Origin of the sequence: Stenotrophomonas tumulicola, from assembly GCF_014117215.1 — a bacterium.
In the GTDB taxonomy this organism is placed as follows: Bacteria; Pseudomonadota; Gammaproteobacteria; order Xanthomonadales; family Xanthomonadaceae; genus Stenotrophomonas; species Stenotrophomonas tumulicola.
Genome location: NZ_JACGXS010000001.1, coordinates 1,255,899 through 1,276,729, shown reverse-complemented (window position 1 = coordinate 1,276,729; position 20,831 = coordinate 1,255,899). Strand labels below are relative to the sequence as shown.

The 20,831-nt window shown below is 66.0% G+C and carries 14 protein-coding genes; 5 read left to right on the top strand and 9 right to left on the bottom strand.

The annotated features are described in order from the left end of the window. The first annotated feature begins 282 nt into the window (after window positions 1-282). From lysS to H4O11_RS05635, 3 genes are all read left to right on the top strand, one after another. Entirely contained in the window at window positions 283-1,794 is a 1,512-nt protein-coding gene (gene lysS / locus H4O11_RS05645; protein ID WP_182338359.1) for a lysine--tRNA ligase, read from the top strand. 207 nt (window positions 1,795-2,001) lie between these two features. After that, window positions 2,002-3,141 carry a cyclic di-GMP phosphodiesterase response regulator RpfG gene (rpfG, locus tag H4O11_RS05640; protein ID WP_182338358.1) on the top strand — a complete coding sequence of 380 codons (1,140 nt, stop codon included), beginning with the start codon at window positions 2,002-2,004 and terminating at the stop codon, window positions 3,139-3,141. A gap of 2 nt (window positions 3,142-3,143) precedes the next feature. Next, the gene (locus tag H4O11_RS05635; RefSeq protein ID WP_182338357.1) at window positions 3,144-5,318 is read left to right on the top strand and encodes an ATP-binding protein; all 2,175 of its coding nucleotides are present in this window, start codon (window positions 3,144-3,146) and stop codon (window positions 5,316-5,318) included. 173 nt (window positions 5,319-5,491) lie between these two features. Here H4O11_RS05635 and H4O11_RS05630 read toward each other — a convergent pair whose 3' ends face one another. The 5 genes from H4O11_RS05630 to betI all read right to left on the bottom strand — a co-directional run bounded on the left by H4O11_RS05630 (window position 5,492) and on the right by betI (window position 12,500). After that, window positions 5,492-6,361, bottom strand: a complete 870-nt coding sequence (locus H4O11_RS05630; protein WP_182338356.1) for a crotonase/enoyl-CoA hydratase family protein — start codon at window positions 6,359-6,361, stop codon at window positions 5,492-5,494. A gap of 346 nt (window positions 6,362-6,707) precedes the next feature. Beyond that, window positions 6,708-8,384: a long-chain fatty acid--CoA ligase gene (locus H4O11_RS05625; protein WP_182338355.1), complete on the bottom strand. Its 1,677-nt coding sequence runs from the start codon at window positions 8,382-8,384 to the stop codon at window positions 6,708-6,710. 228 nt (window positions 8,385-8,612) lie between these two features. Then, the gene (betA, locus tag H4O11_RS05620; protein ID WP_182338354.1) at window positions 8,613-10,289 is read right to left on the bottom strand and encodes a choline dehydrogenase; all 1,677 of its coding nucleotides are present in this window, start codon (window positions 10,287-10,289) and stop codon (window positions 8,613-8,615) included. Between the two features lie 98 nt (window positions 10,290-10,387). Then, complete coding sequence (gene betB, locus H4O11_RS05615) at window positions 10,388-11,863, bottom strand: betaine-aldehyde dehydrogenase (RefSeq protein ID WP_182338353.1); 1,476 nt, start codon at window positions 11,861-11,863, stop codon at window positions 10,388-10,390. Between the two features lie 46 nt (window positions 11,864-11,909). Continuing rightward, window positions 11,910-12,500 carry a transcriptional regulator BetI gene (gene betI / locus H4O11_RS05610; protein ID WP_182338352.1) on the bottom strand — a complete coding sequence of 197 codons (591 nt, stop codon included), beginning with the start codon at window positions 12,498-12,500 and terminating at the stop codon, window positions 11,910-11,912. A 171-nt stretch (window positions 12,501-12,671) separates the two neighbouring features. Here betI and H4O11_RS05605 point away from each other — a divergent pair, with 171 nt between their 5' ends. After that, the gene (locus H4O11_RS05605) at window positions 12,672-14,216 is read left to right on the top strand and encodes a BCCT family transporter (protein WP_182338351.1); all 1,545 of its coding nucleotides are present in this window, start codon (window positions 12,672-12,674) and stop codon (window positions 14,214-14,216) included. 92 nt (window positions 14,217-14,308) lie between these two features. Here the strand turns inward: H4O11_RS05605 and H4O11_RS05600 are convergent, their stop codons facing one another. The 4 genes from H4O11_RS05600 to H4O11_RS05585 all read right to left on the bottom strand — a co-directional run bounded on the left by H4O11_RS05600 (window position 14,309) and on the right by H4O11_RS05585 (window position 19,585). After that, the gene (locus H4O11_RS05600; protein WP_182338350.1) at window positions 14,309-14,947 is read right to left on the bottom strand and encodes an ATPase; all 639 of its coding nucleotides are present in this window, start codon (window positions 14,945-14,947) and stop codon (window positions 14,309-14,311) included. Then, the gene (locus H4O11_RS05595) at window positions 14,947-15,321 is read right to left on the bottom strand and encodes a type II toxin-antitoxin system Phd/YefM family antitoxin (RefSeq protein ID WP_182338349.1); all 375 of its coding nucleotides are present in this window, start codon (window positions 15,319-15,321) and stop codon (window positions 14,947-14,949) included. The genes H4O11_RS05600 and H4O11_RS05595 overlap by 1 nt, the downstream gene beginning before the upstream one ends. Window positions 15,322-15,751: 430 nt before the next feature. Then, entirely contained in the window at window positions 15,752-18,505 is a 2,754-nt protein-coding gene (gene acnA, locus H4O11_RS05590) for an aconitate hydratase AcnA (protein ID WP_182338348.1), read from the bottom strand. A gap of 177 nt (window positions 18,506-18,682) precedes the next feature. Continuing rightward, window positions 18,683-19,585 (bottom strand): LysR family transcriptional regulator, encoded by a 903-nt coding sequence (locus H4O11_RS05585; protein WP_182338347.1) that lies wholly within the window; start codon window positions 19,583-19,585, stop codon window positions 18,683-18,685. Between the two features lie 108 nt (window positions 19,586-19,693). Here H4O11_RS05585 and H4O11_RS05580 point away from each other — a divergent pair, with 108 nt between their 5' ends. Next, window positions 19,694-20,800, top strand: coding sequence for a 4-oxalomesaconate tautomerase (locus H4O11_RS05580; protein WP_182338346.1), 1,107 nt, complete (start codon window positions 19,694-19,696; stop codon window positions 20,798-20,800). Window positions 20,801-20,831 lie beyond the last annotated feature (31 nt).

Sequence of the window (20,831 nt, the reverse complement as noted above, 5' to 3'; positions counted from 1 at the left end):
AGGCGGATCTGATCCAACGCTTCCAGCGCCTGTCCGATGCCTACGCATGTCAGTTGCAACAGGACGCACGGCACCTGGTGGCACGCGTGCTGCATTGGCTGTCGCACGCTCCCTGTGCGCCGGACCGCCGGGCCATGCCCGGCGGATTTCCGCGAAGCATCGCCGGGCATGGCCCGGCGCTACGGCGGTCCCAAGGCCGGGGGTGGGGCGGTTTTGGTATGCTGGCGGGCCGGCCATGCCGGGTGCAAGACTCCCCCCTCACTACACGATTCCCGCAGATCCATGAGCGAAGCTACCGATACCCCCCCCGTCGACGAAAACAAGTTGATCGCCGAGCGTCGTGAGAAACTCAAAGCGCTGCGCGGGCAGGGGATCGCGTACCCGAACGACTTCCGTCGCGCCGATTTCGCTGGCCAGCTGCAGGCCGAATTCGCCGATGCCGAAGCGTGGACAGCCGAGGCGCTGGAAGCCGGCGACCGCAAGGTGAAGGTGGCCGGCCGGCTGATGGCCAAGCGGGTGATGGGCAAGGCCAGTTTCGCCCAGATCCAGGACGAATCCGGCCGCATCCAGGCATTCCTGCAGGGCAACGTGCTGGGCGATGCCTACACCGCGTTCAAGGGCTGGGACGTGGGCGACATCGTCGGCATCGAAGGCGGCCTGACCCGTACCCGTACCGGCGAGCTGTCGGTCAAGGCCGAGTCGATCCGGCTGTTGACCAAGTCGCTGCGCCCGCTGCCGGACAAGTGGCATGGCCTGGCCGACGTGGAGCAGCGCTACCGCCAGCGTTACGTCGACCTGATCGTGACCCCGGAGTCGCGCGAGGTCTTCATCAAGCGCTCGAAGATCATCCGCGCGATGCGCGCGTGGCTGGACAACCGCGACTTCCTGGAAGTCGAGACGCCGATGATGCATTACATCCCCGGCGGCGCCACGGCCAAGCCGTTCACCACCCACCACAATGCGCTGGACCTGGACCTGTACCTGCGCGTGGCGCCGGAGCTGTACCTCAAGCGCCTGACGGTGGGCGGCCTGGAGCGGGTGTACGAGATCAACCGCAATTTCCGCAACGAAGGCGTCAGCACGCGGCACAACCCGGAATTCACCATGATGGAGCTGTACGAGGCCTATGCCACGTACAACGAGATCATGGACCTGACCGAAGGCGTGATCCGCGACGTGGCGCAGCAGGTGCTGGGCACCACCGTCGTGGAGTGGGAGGGCGTTTCCATCGACCTGGGCCCGGCGTTCCGGCGCTGGCGCATGGATGAAGCGGTGCGCCACCACAATCCGGAGATCACCCTGGCCGACTGCACCGACCGCGACGCGCTGCTGCGCCATTGCGAACGGCTGAAGATCCGGGTCAAGCCGTCTTACGGCTGGGGCAAGCTGCTGCTGGAAATCTTCGAGGCCACCGTCGAACACACCCTGATCCAGCCGACCTTCATCACCGATCATCCGGTGGAGGTGTCGCCTTTGGCTCGTTCGAACGACGATGCACCGGGCTACACCGACCGGTTCGAGCTGTTCATCAACGGCAAGGAACTGGCCAACGGATTCTCCGAACTGAATGATCCGGAAGACCAGGCCGCGCGCTTCCAGGCCCAGGTAGCGGCCAAGGAGGGCGGGGACGACGAGGCGATGCATTACGACGCCGATTACATCCGCGCGCTGGAGTACGGCATGGCGCCGACAGGTGGCCTGGGTATCGGCATCGATCGGCTGGTGATGCTGCTGACCGGCAGCAGTTCGATCCGTGACGTGCTGCTGTTCCCGTACATGCGTCCGGAAGCCTGACCTTCCATCGGCTGCTGGCCCGCGCTTGCAGGCCGGGCGCGGGACGTTGACTGCCTGCCGGGCTGGAGTATCGTGTCGCCATGGCCTGCAATGGCTGAATTGGCCCCATTGCCCCAGGGGGAGGCAGCGGGTTGCGTCCAGAATGCCAGCATCCTGTGCTGGCGATGATGATGCGGGGGCGGGGTGCGCATGGCGGGAATCGGACCGATGCAGGGTGCAGGTGTACGGGATGGCAGGTTATCCTCGCCGACCCGGATTCCAGGGTGGTCGAACCAGCAGGCAGAAGCAGCATTGAACATTGTCATCGTCGACGACCAGACGTCTGCCCGAACGATGCTGCGCCATGTCATCGAAGACATCGCACCGGAACTGAGCGTGCACGATTTCGGCGATCCGCTTGCGGCGCTGGCATGGTGCGAAGCACATGCGGTGGATCTGCTGCTGCTGGATTTCCGCATGCCGGAAATGGATGGGCTGGAGTTCGCCCGCCGCTTCCGCCGCCTGCCCAAGCATCGCGACATCCCGGTGATCCTGATCACCGTGGTCGGGGACGAGCCGGTCCGCCAGGCCGCGCTGGAAGCAGGGGTCATCGACTTCCTGGTCAAGCCGATCCGGCCACGTGAACTGCGTGCACGTTGCTACAACCTGCTGCAGCTGCGGCAGCAGTCGGAGAACGTGAAGCAACGCGCGCTGTCGCTGGAGCAGCGGCTGCTGGCCAGCATGCATGAGGTGGAGGAGCGCGAACGCGAAACGCTGTCGCGGCTGGCGCGGGCGATCGAGTTCCGTGACGCGGGCACCAGTGCCTACCTGGAACGCATGGCGCGCGTGGCCGGCCTGATCGCCGAGCAGCTGGGACTGCCGGAGGATGAGGCCAAGCTGATCGAGATGGCCGCGCCATTGCACGACATGGGCAAGATCGCCATTCCCGATGCCGTGCTGCTGAAACCGGGCAAACTCAATGACGAAGAGCTGGCGACCATGCGCCGCCATCCGCGCATCGGCTACGAACTGCTCAGCGGCAGCCAGAACCGCTTCATCCAGGTGGGCGCACTGGTCGCGCTGCGCCATCACGAGCGCTACGACGGCAGCGGTTATCCCGATGGCCTGGTGGGCGATGCGATTCCACTGGAGGCACGGATCGTTGCGGTGGCCGATGTATTCGATGCGCTGATTTCGCCGCGACCGTACAAGGAGGCCTGGACGCTGGATGCCTCGCTGGCCTATCTGTACGCCCAGCGTGGCCGGCTGTTTGACCCGCGCGTGGTGGATGCCCTGCTGCGTGGGCGTGAAGCGCTGGAACAGATCTGCGCCGAGCACTCCACTGCGTCGGCACGCCCGGGCCTGTGACCATGCACGCGCTGCGGCCCCTGTTGCGGCAACGCCTGGCCCAGCGCCAGGACAGCGAACACGGGCAGCAGGTCGTGCGCATCGTGCTGATCAGCCTGATCCTGGCGTACGTGCTGATGCCGAGCATGCGCGATGGGCTGCCGCATCCGCAGTACGAGGGCGTGCTGGCGATCGTGCTGGCAGGGCTGGCACTGTCACTACTGGCGTTTGGCTGGCTGCTGTGGCGGCCGGAACGTTCGGATCCGCGTCGCATCCTTGGCATGCTGGCCGACTATGGGCTGATCGCCGCCGGCATGATCCAGATGGGCGAACCGTTGTCGTGGGCCTACATCGTGGTGATGTGGGTGACCGTCGGCAACGGCATGCGCTTTGGCAACAACTACCTGTATCTCGCCGTGGCGATGGCGATGATCAGCTTCGGCAGTACCGCGCTGTATACCCCGTACTGGGTGGACAATTCACGGCTGGCGTTCGGCCTGTGGCTGGGGTTGGCCGCTGTGCCGCTGTACTTCTCCACCCTGCTGCGCCAGCTCACCGAGGCGATGGCCGAGGCCCGCCGGGCCAGCGAGGCCAAGAGCCGTTTCCTGGCCAACATGAGCCATGAATTCCGCACGCCGTTGAACGGGCTGTCGGGCATGACCGAGGTGCTGGCCACCACCCGCCTGGACGAAGAGCAGCGCGAGTGCCTGAACACCATCCAGGCGTCCTCGCGCAGCCTGCTGGCGCTGGTGGAAGAGGTGCTGGACATCTCGGCCATCGAGGCGGGAAAGCTGCGCGTGGTCGCCGAGGATTTCGCGCTCGGCGACGTGGTCCAGGCCATCGGCCTGATCCTGTTGCCACAGGCCAAGGCCAAGCGGCTGGACTACCGGGTGAACGTCGACGCCGCGGTGCCACCCCGGCTGCGCGGGGACATCGGACACCTGCGGCAGATCCTGCTCAACCTGGCTGGCAACGCGGTCAAGTTCACCGACCACGGCAAGGTCGAAATCCGTGTCGGCGTGGTGAGCGCGCAGGCAAACGGCGGCGTTCGCCTGCGCTTCGACATCATCGATACCGGCATCGGCGTCGCGCCGGCGATGCGCCCGCGCCTGTTCGAGGCCTTCGAGCAGGCCGATGTCAGCATGGCGCGGCGGCACGAAGGCACCGGCCTGGGCACCACCATCGCCAAGGGCCTGGTGGAGGCCATGGGGGGCGCGATCGGCTACCAGGAAAACCCGCCGCGGGGCAGCTGCTTCTGGGTCGAGGTGCCGTTCGCTCCGCCACTGCCGCAGGCCACCGCGACGCCCGTGCCGGCGCTGGCCGGAGGCGTGCCGGATGCCGGCAACGGCAACGTGATCGCCTTTGCCGATCCTTTCCTGCGCCATCGCGCGCGCGTGCGCAGCATGAACATCCTGGTCGCCGACGACCACGAAGCCAACCGCATGGTGCTGCAGCGCTTGCTGCAGAAGGCCGGCCATCGGGTGCTGTGCGTCAACGGGGGCGAAGCGGTACTGGATGCATTGGCCGAAAGTGATTTCGATGCGGCCATCGTCGACCTGCACATGCCCGGCATGAGCGGCCTGGACATGCTGAAGGAACTGCGCGTGATGCAGGCCGGTGGTGCGCCGCGCACGCCGGTGCTGGTGCTGAGCGCCGATGTCACGCCGGAGGCGATCCAGCGTTGCACCCAGGCCGGTGCGCATACCTTCCTGGCCAAGCCGGTGGTGGCGATGCGGCTGCTGGATATCCTGGCCGGGATTGCGTCCAATCGTGACCTGAAGAGCAGCCCGCCGATCGTACGCACGGTCACCACGGTCGACGGCGTGCTGGATTCGGCGGTGCTGGACGAACTGGCGTCACTGGGCATGGGCGAGGGCTTCGAGCGCGAGTTCATCCGCCAATGCCTGGGCGATGCCGAGACCTGCATGGGGAAGGCGCAGGCCGAGGGCGAGGCGATGGACTGGGAACAGTTCCGCGAACAGGCGCATGCGATCAAGGGCGTGGCCAGCAACCTCGGGCTGGTGCGCGCGGCCAACCGCGCCGGTGAACTGATGCGCATGGCCGACTGGCAACTCAAGGCCGAGTGGCGGCAACGCCTGATGGTGCTGTCCGGTGCGGTGAAGGAAGGCAAGCTGGCACTGGACGCGCGGGCCATGCAGCGCAACCAGGCGGGCGTGGATGAAGCCGACCCACGGTGATGGCGTCGCATGACGCCATGCCACGCGATGCCGTCGTATGACGTCACGCCAGGCGATGCCGTCCGTAGCGCCGAGCCATGCTCGGCGGAATCTGTCGCCGAGCATGGCCCGGCGTTACATGGAATGTGTAGCGGCCGGAACATCCGGCATCGACCCACGGGGGAGGGCTGCGATCAGGCGGCATCCAGGCCGGCACGGCGGGTCTGCGCCTTGATCAGGCGGTCCATGGTGCGCAGCGACTTGTCGCCCAGTGCGAGGGCGGAATCCACCCAGACCTTGGTGATCTCCAGCAGTTCGTCATAGCTCACGGACTGGGCCAGGTTGCGTGCGGCGTTCATGGCCAGGTACGACTGCGGGATGCGCTGGTGCTGGCGGACCAGGTCTTCGACTGCCTTGCGGCCCTGTCCCTTCTTCACCAGCACGTCGACCACGCCCATCGCATGCATCTCCTCGGCACTGTAGACGCGGCCATCAAGGATGATCTTTTCGGCCAGCTGCGGTGCGACGCGGCGGCACAGGAAGGAGTACGCGCCCATGCCCGGGAACAGCCCGAACAGGACCTCCGGCAGGCCCATGCCGGCACCTTCCTCGGCGACGATGGTATGGCAGGCCAGCGCCATTTCCAGGCCGCCACCCAGCGCGTCGCCCTGTACCAGCGCGATGGAGCGGATGTCGCCGCCGAAGCCGGTATGCAGGTGGTGCACGCCTTCCACGCAGCGTTGGGCATAGGCGAGCAGGCGATCGCGGTTGCCTTCGCGGATCAGCCTGGTGAACAGGTCCAGGTCGCCGCCGAGGTTGTAGGCGTTGGCATCGGAAGCCAGCACGAAGTGGCGCAGCCGGCCATCGTGGCGCGTGGCAGGGCCACGGGTGATGGCACTCATGTAGCTCCACATCTCATCGAGCATGTCCTTGCGGCAGCAGGGACGGATGCCGGTGGCGGCATCAGCGTGCATGTACAGCCAATGCGCGGCGCTGTCGTTGCTGTCCTCGACGCGGATGGTGGTGTAAGGGCGGTTGACGGGCAGCTTTTCAATGGTGCTCATGGCAGGTTCCTCAGCATCGGCTGGCCCGCGGGTGGGTCGGTGGTCGGCGGGCCGAACGGGTCCACTCGCCGGATGCTACACCGACACCGTGGCCACGAATGCAAAAGCCCGGGACGTTTCCGCCCCGGGCTTGTCATGTTTCGCTCATCCTGGCCATGTAGCGCCGGGCCATGCCCGGCGTTGATCCATCACCGCGTCATGCCCGGCATCGATCCATCACCGGCGTCACGCCCGGCGTTGATCCATCACCGGCGTCATGCCCGGCGTTGATCCATGTAGCGCCGGGCCATGCCCGGCGAGCGCAGCGGTTGCCATCCGCCGAGCATGGCTCGGCGCTACGGAAACATCACGCGGGCGGGGCGTCGCGCAGTTCGCGGCGCAGGATCTTGCCCACGTTGGTCTTCGGCAGTTCCTTGCGGAACTCGACGATCTTCGGATGCTTGTAGCCGGTCAGGTTAGCGCGTGCGTGTTCCTTGACCTGTTCGGCGGTGAGGCTGGGATCCTTCTTGACGATGACCACCTTGACGATCTCACCGGACTTCTCGTCCGGCACGCCCACCGCAGCTACTTCCAGCACGCCGGGCATCATCGCGATCACGTCTTCGACTTCGTTGGGATACACGTTGAAACCGGAGACCAGGATCATGTCCTTCTTGCGGTCGACGATGTAGAAGAAGCCCTCTGCATCCATCTTCGCCATGTCGCCGGTGTGCAGCCAGCCGTCGGCATCGACGGCCCCCGCAGTGTCTTCCGGCCGCTGCCAATAGCCCTTCATCACCTGCGGGCCCTTGATGCACAGTTCGCCCACCTCTTCGACGGCCAGCGTGTTGCCGTTGTCGTCCTTGATGCAGGCATCGGTGGACGGGATCGGCAGGCCGATCGAACCGTTGTACTCGGCCAGGTCCAGCGGGTTGATGCAGGCCGCCGGTGACGTCTCGGTCAGGCCGTAGGCTTCGACCAGGGTGACGCCGGTGGTCTTCTTCCAGCGCTCGGCAACCGAACGCTGCACCGCCATGCCGCCGCCCAGAGTGATCTTCAGCGAAGTGAAATCCACTTCGTCGAAACCGGGGGTGTTGAGCAGGCCGTTGAACAGCGTGTTGACGCCGGTGATGGCAGTGAAGCGCGTGCCCTTCAGTTCCTTGACGAACCCCTTCATGTCGCGTGGATTGGTGATCAGGTGGTTGCAGCCACCGAACTTCATGAAGACCAGTCCGTTCGCCGTCAGTGCGAAGATGTGGTACAGCGGCAGGGCGGTGATGACCCACTCCTTGCCCGCCTCGATACCCGATGCGCCGATCCAGGCCGAGGCCTGCTGCATGTTGGCCACCAGGTTGCGGTTGGTCAGCATCGCGCCCTTGGCCACGCCGGTGGTGCCGCCGGTGTACTGCAGGAAGGCGATGTCGTCGTGGTCGATCTCCACCTTCGGCAGGGTGTGGCGGCTGCCCAGCTTCAAGGCCTGGCGGAACCGCACCGCGCCCTTGAGGCTGTAGTTGGGCACCATCTTCTTGATGTACTTCAGCACGAAGTTCACCAGCACGCCCTTGGCGCCCAGCAGGTCGCCCAGGCCGGTGGTGACCACGTGCCTGACCTGCGTGTCGGCGATGACCTGCTGCACGGTGTCGCCGAAATTGTCGACCACCACCAGCACCGATACGCCGGCATCCACCAGTTGGTGCTTCAATTCGCGTGCGGTATACAGCGGGTTGACGTTGACCACGGTCAGGCCGGCACGCAGCACGCCGAAGGTGGCGATGGGGTACTGCAGGCAGTTGGGCATCATCAGCGCAACGCGGTCGCCCTTCTTGAGCTGGAGTTCGCCCAGCAGGTAGGCGGCGAACTGCTCGACCAGCGCATCGGTCTCACCATAGGTGAGTACCTTGCCGAAGCTGGAGTAAGCGGGGCGATCACGATACTTGGCCACGGAGGCGTCGAAGACAGCGGAAACAGAGTGGAATTCGTCCACGTCGATCTCGGCGGGCACGCCTTTCGGATAACTCTGCAACCAGGGACGTTCCAGGCTCATGATTCCCCCTCCAGGAAACAAGTGGTGATGATGGGTGGTGCGAAAGCCAGTATCCGTCAGATCCAGCCGCCCCAGCATACCGTCCCGGATGGAAAACGCGAAGAGGCCCGCCGGTGGGGGCCGGCGGACATTCCGTAACGCCGGCCGTCACGGACAGCATTCCGTAGCGCCGGGCCATGCCCGGCGAGCGCAGCGGCAGATACGAAATCCGCCGGGCATGGCCCGGCGCTACCTCCGGGCCGGGGCGCCGTTGGCGCGATGATACGGCGCGGTGCTGCGCGGCAGCGGGCTGCGTCCGCGCAGCACGTCGGCCAGCTTCTCGGCGATCATGATGGTCGGCGCGTTGAGGTTGCCGGTGACCACCTGCGGCATGATCGAGGCGTCGATGATGCGCAGCCCCTGCATGCCATGCACGCGGCCCTGGCCATCGACCACCGCCATCGGATCGTCGGCGCTGCCCATCTTGTTCGAGCACGAGGGGTGGTAGGCCGTCTCGGCATGTTCGCGCACGAACGCATCGATTTCCGCGTCGGTGCGCAGCTGGCTGCCGGGCGAGATCTCGCGGCCGGTGTAGGCGGCCAGTGCCGGCTGGGCGAAGATGTCGCGGGTGATGCGGATGGCATCACGGAACTCGCGCCAGTCCTGTTCGTGCGACATGTAATTGAACAGGATGCTCGGGTGTTCGCGCGGGTCGGTGGAGCGCACGTGGATGCGGCCGCGGCTGGGCGAGCGCATGGAACCGACATGCATCTGGAAGCTGTGCGCCTTGATCGGATTGGAGCCGTTGTAATTGATGGCCACCGGCAGGAAGTGGTACTGCAGGTTCGGCCAGTCGAATTCTTCGTTGCTGCGGATGAAGCCGCCGCCTTCGAACTGGTTGCTGGCGCCGATGCCGGTACCGTTGAACAGCCATTCGGCGCCGATCGCCGGCTGGTTGTGCAGCTTGAGCGCCGGGGCCAGCGAAACCGGCTGCCTGCACTCGTACTGCAGGTACATTTCCAGGTGGTCCTGCAGGTTGGCGCCGACGCCGGGCAGGTCGTGCACGACACTGATGCCCAGGCCGCGCAGCAGGTCCGCCGGGCCGACGCCGGAGCGCTGCAGCACCTGCGGCGAGGCGATGGCGCCACCGCACAGCAGTACTTCCCGCCGCGCGCGCGCCTGCTGCGGCTGCTCGCCACGCAGCCAGGCCACGCCGATCGCGCGCTTGCCGGAGAACACGATGCGGTCGGTCAGCGCGTGGGTGACGATGGTCAGGTTGGGGCGTGCGCGGGCCAGGTCCAGGTAACCGCGCGCGGTGCTGGAGCGGCGGCCGCGCGGGGTCACGGTACGGTCCATCGGGCCGAAGCCTTCCTGCTGGTAGCCGTTGAGATCGTCGGTGTGCGGATAACCGGCCTGCGTGCCGGCCTCGATCATCGCCGCGAACAGTTCGTTGTTGCCGGCCTTGGGCGTGGTGACCCGCAGCGGGCCGTCGCCGCCGTGGTAGTCATTGGGACCGATATCGCGGGTTTCCGCCTTGCGGAAGTAGGGCAGGCAGTCGGCATAGGTCCAGTCGTCCAGGCCCGGCATGCTGGCCCAGTTGTCATAGTCCATCGCGTTGCCGCGTATGTAGCACATGCCGTTGATGAGCGAAGAACCGCCCAGGCCCTTGCCGCGGCCGCAGTCCATGCGGCGGTTGTTCATGTGCGGCTCCGGGTCGGTCTTGTACGCCCAGTTGTAGCGCTTGCCCTGCAGCGGGAATGCCAGCGCCGCCGGCATCTGGGTGCGGAAGTCGAGCCGGTAATCCGGGCCGCCGGCTTCCAGCAGCAGGACGGTGACGTCGGCATCCTCGGTCAGGCGCGTGGCCAGCACGTTGCCGGCCGAACCGGCGCCGATGATGATGTAGTCGTATTCGTTATGGGTACTCATGGTCTTCTCCTGCGGCGTGGCCGGGGCGCCTGGGCGGATCCGGCCAGCGGTGTGTCGGGTCGGCTTGGCGCGCCGGGACGGGCGCCGGGCCGTGCGGTTCAGAACACGCTGGCGTAATCGCCGAGTTCGACCTGCACCGACTTGATGCGGGTGTAATGGGCCAGCGTGGAAATACCGTTCTCGCGTCCGACACCGGATTGCTTGTAGCCGCCGACCGGCATTTCCGCCGGCGATTCGCCCCAGGTGTTGATCCAGCAGATGCCGGCTTCCAGGCGATGGATGATGCGATGGGCGCGGCTGACGTCGCGGCTGACCACGCCGGCGGCCAGGCCGAAATGGGTGTCGTTGGCGCGGCGGATGGCTTCGTCTTCGTCGTCGTAGGCCAGGATGCTCATCACCGGCCCGAAGATCTCCTCGCGCACGATGGTCATGTCGTCGCGGCAGTCGGAGAACACGGTCGGCAGCACATAGGCGCCCTTGGCCAGCGCGCCTTCGGTGGCACGTCCACCGCCGACCAGCAGGCGCGCGCCTTCGGACTTGCCGGACTCGATAAGGCGCAACACGTTGTCCATGTGCGCGAAGCTGGTCATCGGGCCGAAGTTGGTTGCTGCATCCTGTGGATCGCCGATGCGGATGCGCTTGACGCGCTCGACCACGGCGGCCTCGAACGCGGCCAGCATGGCGCGTGGCACGAACACGCGGGTGCCGTTGGTGCAGACCTGGCCGGAACTGAAGAAGTTGGCCATCACCGCGATGTCGGCGGCACGCTCCAGCCCTGCATCGTCGCAGATCAGCAGCGGCGACTTGCCGCCCAGTTCCATGGTCACTTCCTTCAACGACGACGAGGCGGCCGAGGCCATCACCTTCTTGCCGGTTTCCACGCCGCCGGTGAAGGAGATCTTCTCGATCACGGGGTGTTCGGTCAGCCACTGGCCGACGTCACGGCCCGGGCCCTGCACCACGTTGAACACGCCATCCGGCACCCCGGCTTCGGTATAGATCTTCGCCAGTTCGATGACGGTCAACGGGGTCACTTCGGACGGCTTGAACACCATCGCGTTGCCGGCGGCCAGCGCCGGTGCGGACTTCCACAGCGCGATCTGCACCGGGTAGTTCCATGCCCCGATGCCGGCAACCACGCCCAGCGGCTCGCGACGGGTATAGAAGAAGCTGGATTCGCGCAGCGGCACCTGGTTGCCTTCGATGGCCGTGGCCAGTCCGGCGTAGTACTCCAGCACGTCGGCACCGGTGACGATGTCCACCGTGGTGGTCTCGCTGAGCGCCTTGCCGGTATCCAGCGTTTCCAGCCGGGCCAGCGCATCGTTGCGTTCGCGCAGGATGTCCACCGCACGGCGCAGGATGCGCGAGCGCTCCATCGCGGTCATGGCGGCCCACACCTTCTGCCCTTCGGCGGCGCTGGCGACAGCGCGCTCGACGTCTTCCCTGTTGGCGACCTGCACCTCGGCGATCACCTCGCCGGTGGCCGGGTTGATGCTCTGGAAGGTCTTGCCGCTGGTGGCGTCGACCAGCTTGCCGTGGATGTAGAGCTGCTGCAGGGGCAGGGGCGTGGACATGAGGTCTCCTGGAAGGGGAAAGGGAGGGATGGCAGCGGCAAGGCGCTTATAGCGCGCCGGCCTGTAACTGGAAGTCGATGTAGGCGTAGGCGATGCGGCGGGCGCTGTCGGCGTTGAACTCGCCACCGACCAGGCTGCCGCGCAGCCACAGGCCGTCGATCATCGCGGCCAGGCCGCGTGCGGCCAGGCTGGCTGGCTCGGCCGGCAGGACGCGCCTGAACTGATGGCAGAGGTTGGAATACAGGCGCTGGTCGTTGGCGCGCTGCAGCCGGGCGAGCTCGGGCTGGTGCATGCTCGCGGCCCAGAAAGTCAGCCAGACGCGCATGGCGGTGCCGTTGGTCTGGCTTTCGTCGAAGTTGCCATCGACGATGGCGCGCAGCTGGGCCCGGGGGTCATCGGCGCAGGTGTCGCGGAAGCGTGCCACGGCAGCCTTCAGCTCGCGCAGGATCTGGCGCATGGCCGCATTGAGGAGGCCGTCCTTGTCGCCGAAGTAGTGCGCCACGATGCCGGTGGACAGGCCTGCCTTGCGCGCGATGGTGGCGACCGTCGCGTCGGCCAGTCCGATCTCGTCGATGGTCTGGAAAGTGGCCCGGATCAACTGTTCGCGGCGGACCGGCTCCACGCCTTTCTTCGGCATTGGTCACTCCATGGATGGCGCGCCGGTCATCCGGCCATGGGGATCACTATACTTTTTGTTGATTGAACGTTCAATCAATAAAAGCGTAGGATGCGTCCGCGCCCCCACGCCTTGGTCCCGCCCCCCGATCCGGCCGGGACCCTGTGCCTCCAGGATCGATGAGACAACGCAATGTCTTCCACCGCTACCTCTGCTTCCTCGCCCCTGCGGTTGAACGGTTTCGTCTTCCTCAGCTCGGCCCTGTCCATCGGCGTGCTGGGCCTGCTTACGGTGCTGCATCCCCAGGCAAGCGAGCACTGGCTGCAGGCGGCGCAGGTCCAGGTCTCGGCGGCCTTCGGCTGGTGGTACATGCTGCTGATGGTGGCCTGCCTGGGCTTCGTGCTGTGGCTGGCGTTTTCCCGCTACGGCGCCATCCGCCTGGGCCATGACGAGGAATCGCCGGCCTTCGGCTATGTGCCCTGGGTGTCGATGCTGTTCTCTGCCGGTATCGGCATTGCCCTGCTGTACTACGGCGCCTATGAGCCGCTGGACCACTTCCTGACCCCGCCGGACCAGGAGGGCGGCACCATCGCGGCCAGCCGCGAAGCGATGGCGTTGACCTTCCTGCACTGGGGCCTGCACGGCTGGGCGCTGTATGCCTTGGTAGGTGTCGCATTGGGCTATTTTGCGTATCGCCGCGGCCTGCCCCTGGCACTGCGATCGGCGCTGTACCCGATCTTTGGCGAGCGCATCCACGGCCGTATCGGTGACATGGTCGATGGCTTCGGCATCCTGGCAACGCTGATCTCGATGGTGACCAACCTGGGCATCGGGGCGCTGGTGGTCCAGTCCGGCCTGGTGTATCTGTTCGGGGTGCCGGACACGCCGCAGGTGCTGGTGGCGGTCGTGCTGGCGATGATGCTGGTGGCCACCATCGGGGTGATGGCCGGGGTGGAGAAGGGCATCGCCTGGTTGTCCAACCTCAACGTGCGCCTGCTGTGCCTGATGCTGCTGTTCGTGCTGGTGACCGGGCCGACGCTGCACCTGCTGGATGGGCTGGTGCAGAACACCGGTGACTACCTGGCGTCCTTCGTGCGCAAGAGCTTTGACATCTATCTCAACCAGCCGGAAGGCCGCGATTGGCTGGGCAGCTGGACGCTGTTCTATTGGGCCTGGTGGATCGCCTGGGCGCCCTTCGTCGGCCTGTTCGTGGCACGTATTTCGCGTGGGCGCACCATCCGCGAAGTGATCCTGGGCGTGTTGCTGATCCCGCTGGGTTTCACCCTGGCGTGGCTGTCGATCTTCGGCAACACCGCCATCGACCTGGTGCTGAACCATGGCCAGGCGGTGCTGGGCGAGGTGGCCAAGGCCGATGCCGCGATGACGCTGTTCAAGTTGTTGGAGTATCTGCCCGGGGCACCGTATGTTGCCGGCGCCGCCGTGGTGATCGGTTTCGTGCTGTTCCTGACCCCGGTGGATTCGGGTGCGTTGATGATCGCCAACCTGTGTACGCGGCGCGTGGACGGGGGCGTGGAGGACGGCCACGATGCGCCGATCTGGTTGCGGGTGTTCTGGGCGGTGGTGATCACCGTTGTCAGCATCGGCCTGCTGCTGGCGGGCAGTTTCGGCGCCATGCAGACGGCGGTGGTGCTGTGCGGCCTGCCGTTTTCGTTCACCCTGGCGTTCTACATGCTGGGCCTGCTGCGCGCCCTGCGCACCGACCCCGACGCCAGGTAATGACGGGCCATGCCCGTCACCAGCTCAAACGGCACGGCGCCAGGTAGTGACGGGCCATGCCCGTCACCGGCAAAAAACACCAGGCACGCCCGTCACCGCGGCATGCGCAGCGCCGCCTCCAGCAACGGGATCGCCCATTCCGGCGTCTGCCGCAGGTGCGCCAGATCATCGGCTGCCGGCCATTCCAACGCCCCATCGCCCATCTGCAGCACCAGTTGCGGATCCGGCACGGCCTCGCCAGGTTCGGCCTCGCTGCTGTTGTCGTAGACCTGCAGCCCGGCCAGCACCGGCATCAGGCCGATCAGGTTCTGCTGTGCGAGCGGCCAGCGGCGGCGGATATCGGCTTCATTGATGGGATGGCCGCCGGCCTGCACCCGCGCCTTGACCCGCGCGATGTGCTGTTCCGGGCTGGACAGTCCGCAGAACCACATCAGCACGTCATGGGTGCGGCTGGCTTCGTGCAGCATCGCAGTGATGGAATTGCCGCCCAGCGTGGTTTCGAAGGCATGGTTGGTGCCCCGTGCAAGCGCGGCCTGCAGTCGGTTGACGCCTTCCTGCCAGGCCTGCCCGTTGGCCTCCGGCTGGGACATGCCCAGCTGGTGGCACAGGGCGCGGGCGAAGGTGTCCGGGTTGAACCAGTCCAGGCCGGCTTCGCGCAACAGATGGCCGCCGATGGAGCTCTTGCCGGCGCCGTTGACCCCGGCCAGCACATACAGGAACGGACGCGCCATCAGTAGCCGGTGCCGGCCTTGAGCTTGCCGCCGAGGCGGGCAGGGCGGCGCAGCAGGTCGCGCGCGCGTTCACCGGCCTGGGCCTGCTGCAGCACGGCGAGGCGTTCATCGAAGCCCTGGCGCAGTTCGTCCAGCGCCGGTGCCTGGCTGCGCAGCTCCAGCAGGGACTGTTCCAGGTCTTCGACCTTGGCCTGCAGGGCGCGGTACTGGTCGGCGGAGATGATCACCGCCTGCGGTTCATTGTGGTTGGTGACCACCACCATGCGCTGGTCGCGGACTTCCTGCATGACCTTGCGCCAGTGTTCCTTCACCGACGAGGCGGTGGTGCGGGTCAGCTCGGTGATCGGTTCGAAGGTGATCGGGGCGTGCAGCATGGCGGACTCCACAGGGTGACCATGTCTGCAGGGTACTCCTGTTTCGAGCAAATTAGATGAATTGCATAAAACAGGAATTATTCATTTTTCCGGTGGCGCCTTGATGTTGCTGGGGGAGGCCGGCATCCGTGCCCCCGGCGGTGGGGAAGGAAGAACGGAGCCAAAGCAAGCGGAGCCTAGGCGAAAGCAAAGGCGGGTGCTGAAAGCACCTGCCTTTGTTTTATTTTTCATGCGCGGCTGGGGGCACGGAACCCGTCTAGAGCGACGGGTGGGTGGGGCTGTGCGGGACTGTGTGAGGCAGGAGCCGAACACAAGCCTACAGGACGTATTCACGGCGGGTCCCGCACAGCCCCACCCATCCGTCGCCAATCCCCGGAACAATCAGCCCCCAGCCGCGAGGGGGCTCAGCCCGTTCGACCAACCAGAGCCCTCAACGGGCGGCCAGCTGGCGCAGTACGTACTGCAGCAGGCCGCCATGGCGGAAGTACTCCACTTCCTTCGGGGTCAGCAGCATCACCGAGGCCTCGAAGGTCCGGGTGGTGCCATCGGCCTTCTTCGCGGTGACCGTGGCGCGCTTGCTGGCGCCGTCCTGCAGGCCGGTGATGTCGAATACTTCCGAACCGTCCAGGCCCAGCGACTGCGCGTTCTCGCCATTGCGGAACTGCAACGGAAGCACGCCCATGCCGACCAGGTTGGAACGGTGGATGCGCTCGAAGCTTTCGGCGATCACTGCCTTCACCCCCAGCAGCAGGGTGCCCTTGGCTGCCCAGTCGCGCGAGGAACCGGTGCCGTATTCCTTGCCGGCCAGCACCACCAGCGGCACGCCGTCGGCCTTGTACTTGATGGCCGCGTCATAGATCGCCAGCTTCTCCGGCTCGCCACCCACGGGCGGGTAGTACAGGGTGTTGCCGCCTTCTTCGCCACCGAACATCAGGTTTTTGATGCGGATGTTGGCGAAGGTGCCGCGCACCATCACGTCATCGTTGCCACGACGGCTGCCATAGCTGTTGAAGTCGGCGGGCTGTACGCCGCGCTCCTGCAGGAAGCGGCCCGCAGGCGAATCCTTCTTGATGTTGCCGGCCGGGGAGATGTGGTCGGTGGTGATCGAATCGCCAAACAGCCCCATCACCCGCGCACCGTGCACGTCGTCGATGCTGCCGACCTGCATGGTCATGCCTTCGAAGTACGGCGGGTTCTTGATGTAGGTGGAGGCATCGCTCCATTCGTACAGCTCACCGTCCGGCGAGGCGATGGTGTTCCAGCGGGTATCGCCCTTGAACACGTCGGCGTAGTTCTGCTTGAACATCTCCGGCCCGAGGGTGGCGGCGATGACATCGCCGATCTCCTTGTTGCTCGGCCAGATGTCGCGCAGGTACACCGGCTGGCCATCGCTGCCGGTACCGAGCGGTTCGGTGGTCAGGTCGATGTCGGTGGTGCCGGCGATCGCATAGGCCACCACCAGCGGCGGGCTGGCCAGGTAATTCATCTTCACTTCGGGGTGCACGCGGCCTTCGAAGTTGCGGTTGCCCGACAACACCGAAGCGACCACCAGGTCGCCGATGGCGATGCCGGCACTGACTTCGGGCGGCAGCGGGCCGGAGTTGCCGATGCAGGTGGTGCAGCCGTAGCCGACCACGAAAAAGCCCAGCTTTTCCAGCTCCTTGAGCACGCCGGCCTTTTCCAGGTAATCGGTGACCACGCGCGAGCCCGGGCCAAGCGAGGTCTTCACCCATGGCTGGCGGTTGAGGCCGCGCGCGGCCGCGTTGCGTGCCAGCAGGCCGGCACCGATCATCACCGCCGGATTGGAGGTGTTGGTGCAGGAGGTGATCGCCGCGATCACTACCGCGCCATCCTTCAGCCGGAAGGCCTTGCCATCCAGCTCCACGTCGGCCTGGCCCTTGGCCAGCTGTTCGTTGCCGACCGCGGCGCCGCCGCCTTCGTTGATGAAGGTGGAAACGTCCACGTCCCTCTTGTCACGGTTGGCGGTCAGCCCGACCAGGGCATCGCGGTAGTTGGCCTGCACGTCTTCCAGCAGCACGCGGTCCTGCGGGCGCTTGGGGCCCGCCAGCGACGGCTTGACCGTGCCCATGTCCAGTTCCAGCGTGGCGCTGTACTGCGCCGGCGCGGTGCTGGCGTCATGCCACAGGCCCTGGGCCTTGGCATAGGCCTCCACCAGTGCGATCTGTTCTTCGCCACGGCCGGACAGGCGCAGGTAATTCAGCGATTCATTGTCGATCGGGAAGATGCCGCAGGTGGCACCGTATTCCGGGGCCATGTTGCCGATGGTGGCGCGGTCGGCCAGCGGCAGGTGCTGCAGGCCGTCGCCGAAGAATTCGACGAACTTGCCGACCACCCCGTGCTTGCGCAGCATCTGGGTGACGGTCAGCACCAGGTCGGTGGCGGTGGCGCCTTCCGGCATCTGGCCGGTCAGCTTGAAGCCAACCACCTGCGGGATCAGCATCGAGGATGGCTGGCCAAGCATCGCGGCTTCGGCTTCGATGCCGCCCACGCCCCAGCCCAGCACGCCGATGCCGTTGATCATCGTGGTATGGCTGTCGGTACCGAACACGGTATCGGGGTAGGCCACCGAGCCGCCATCCTTGTCGACAGCCATCACCACGCGGGCCAGGTTTTCCAGGTTGACCTGGTGGACGATGCCGGTGTTCGGCGGCACCACCTTGAAGTTGTCGAATGCCTTCTGGCCCCAGCGCAGGAAGCCGTAGCGTTCCTGGTTGCGCTGGAATTCGATCTTGCCGTTGAGGTCCAGCGCGTCGGCCTTGCCGAACACATCCACCTGCACGGAATGGTCGATGACCAGTTCGGAGGGAATCAGCGGGTTGATCTGCTCCGGGCGACCGCCGAGCTTGACCACCGCATCGCGCATCGCGGCCAGGTCGACCACGCAGGGCACGCCGGTGAAGTCCTGCAGCACCACGCGCGCGGGCATGAAGGCGATCTCGGTTTCCGGTTCGGCCTTGGGGTCCCACGTTGCCAGCGCTTCGATGTGTTCCTTGCCGACGGTAACGCCGCCGTCCTCGTGCCGGAGCAGGTTCTCCAGCAGGATCTTCATCGAATAGGGGAGGCGGGAGATGTCGAAGCGCTGGCCGAGCTTGGGCAGGCTGAAGTAGTCGTAGCGCTTGCCGCCGACGTCCAGCTGGCTGCGCGTGGAGAACGAATCACTCATTGCAGATGACTCCTTTTGCTGATGGCTTGCAATGGCGGCGCCCGGGGGCGCCTGCCTGCTTGCGGCTGCCGTCGGGCTTTGCACGCCCGCCGATCCTTCGCAGTATGCGACAGCGGCGGGGTATTGCCAGCCCTGGGCTCAGCACGCAACGTTACACAGATGCATGTCGTGCCGATGTCACGGCTTGCCGCGCCACTGGCTCATCAACATCTGCAGGAAGCGTTCGGCGCTGGGGGAGAGCAGGGCGCTGCGCCTGCGCACGATGCCGATGGTGCGCGACACCACCGGATTGCCGATCGGGCGGGTCACCAGGGTAGGGTGCTCGCCGTCGGGGGTGGCCATCTTCGGCAGCACCGACACGCCGATGCCGGCCTCGACCATGCCCAGCGAGGTGGACAGGTGGGTCACCTCGTAGTGCCAGCTCAGCTTGAGGTTCTCGCGTGCCAGCGCGCCGTCGAGCAGGGTGCGGTTGCCGCTGGTGCGGTGCACGGTGATCAACTGGTGCCTGGCCAGGTCGGCCCATTCCACCTTGCGCTTCTTCGCCAGCGGGTGGTCGCGGCGGCAGGCCAGCACGAACGGGTCTTCGGCCAGCACGTCGAAGTCCAGGTTGGGGTCGTTGGCGCCCATGAAGTTGATGCCGAACTCCACTTCGCCGCGCTCCACCGCCTGCAGTCCCTCGGTGGCGGGAATGTCCAGGATGCGGAAGCGCACGTTCGGGAAGGCTTCGTGGAAGCGTGCCATGACGCTGGGCAGGAAATAGAACGCGGCGGTGGGCAGGCAGGCGATGGTGACCTGCGCGCCACGGGTGTCGTCCTGCCCGCGCACCGAAAACAGCGAGCCGTCGAACTCTTCCAGCATGCGCCGCACCAGCGGCAACAGGTTTTCGCCCACCGCCGTGGTGGAAACGCTGCGCGTGGTGCGTTCCAGCAACGGTGAGCCCACCGCCTGTTCCAGCTTCTGGATGCGCCTGCTGAGCGCGGGCTGGGAAACGTGCAGCGCTTCCGCAGCGCGGTGGAAGCTGCGTGTTTCTGCCACCAGCAGGAATGCGCGCAGGTCGAGGATTTCACAATTGATGCTCATAACGTATCAATCATCCAAAAAAGAGCAATTCACAGATCAATTGGGGTCATGTCAGTATCGGATCACAGAAGTTCATTGATCTGATAGGCGCATCAATCTAGCACACGTATGTCCAACGATCTCACCTCCATTCCCTGCGTCCTGATGCGCGGCGGCACCTCCAAGGGGCCGTTCTTCCTCGCCTCGGACCTGCCTGCCGATCCCGCCCTGCGTGACCGCCTGTTGCTGGAGGTCATGGGGTCGGGTCATCCGCTGCAGATCGACGGCATCGGCGGCGGCAACGCGCTTACCAGCAAGGTGGCCATCGTCGACCGCCCAAGCCGCAGCGATGCGGATGTCGACTACCTGTTCGCCCAGGTCAAGGTGGAGCAGCGGGTGGTGGATACCTCGCCGAACTGCGGCAACATGCTGGCGGCGGTGGGGCCGTATGCCATCGAGAAGGGCCTGGTGGCGGGCCGGCATCCGCGTACCGAGGTGCGCATCCACAATGTCAACACCGGCAAGATCATCCTGGCGACGGTGGAAACGCCGGGCGGGCAGGTGGCCTACCGCGGCGATACGCGCATTGCCGGCGCGCCGGGCAGCGCAGCGCCGGTCCGGCTGGCGTTCCTGGATGCCGCCGGCGCGCGTACCGGCCGGCTGTTGCCGAGCGGCAATGCGCAGGAGGAGATCGATGGCGTGGCCGTGAGCCTGATCGACTGCGCCATTCCGATGGTGATGATGCGCGCGCTGGACATGGGCGTGCGTGGCGATGAATCGCCGGCGGAACTGAATGCGAACCGCGCGCTGATGGAGCGCATGGAAGCCATCCGCATCGAGGCGGGCGCGCGCATGGGCATCGCCGAAGCGGGGGGCAAGGTGATTCCCAAGCCGGTGCTGCTGTCCGCCCCGCGACATGGCGGGCAACTGCAGGTGCGCTATTTCATGCCACATCACTGCCATACGGCACTGGCGATCACCGGCGGGGTGGGCATCGCCACCGCAGCAGTGACGCCGGGGACGCTGGCCAACACTTTCGTCGGATGTGTGGACCTGCCCGTGGGCATTACCCTCGAACATCCGAGCGGTGCCCTGGACGTGGGCTTGAGCCGCCGCTCGGACGATGCGCCGGTCGTGGCCAGCGTGGTCCGCACCGCCCGCCGCCTGTTCGAGGGTTGCGTGTTCGCTACCTCGCCATTTTCCACCGAAGCACGCCAATGGACTTCCGCGGCATGACCTGATTGCGTCGGGAGGGTGCGCCGCGAAG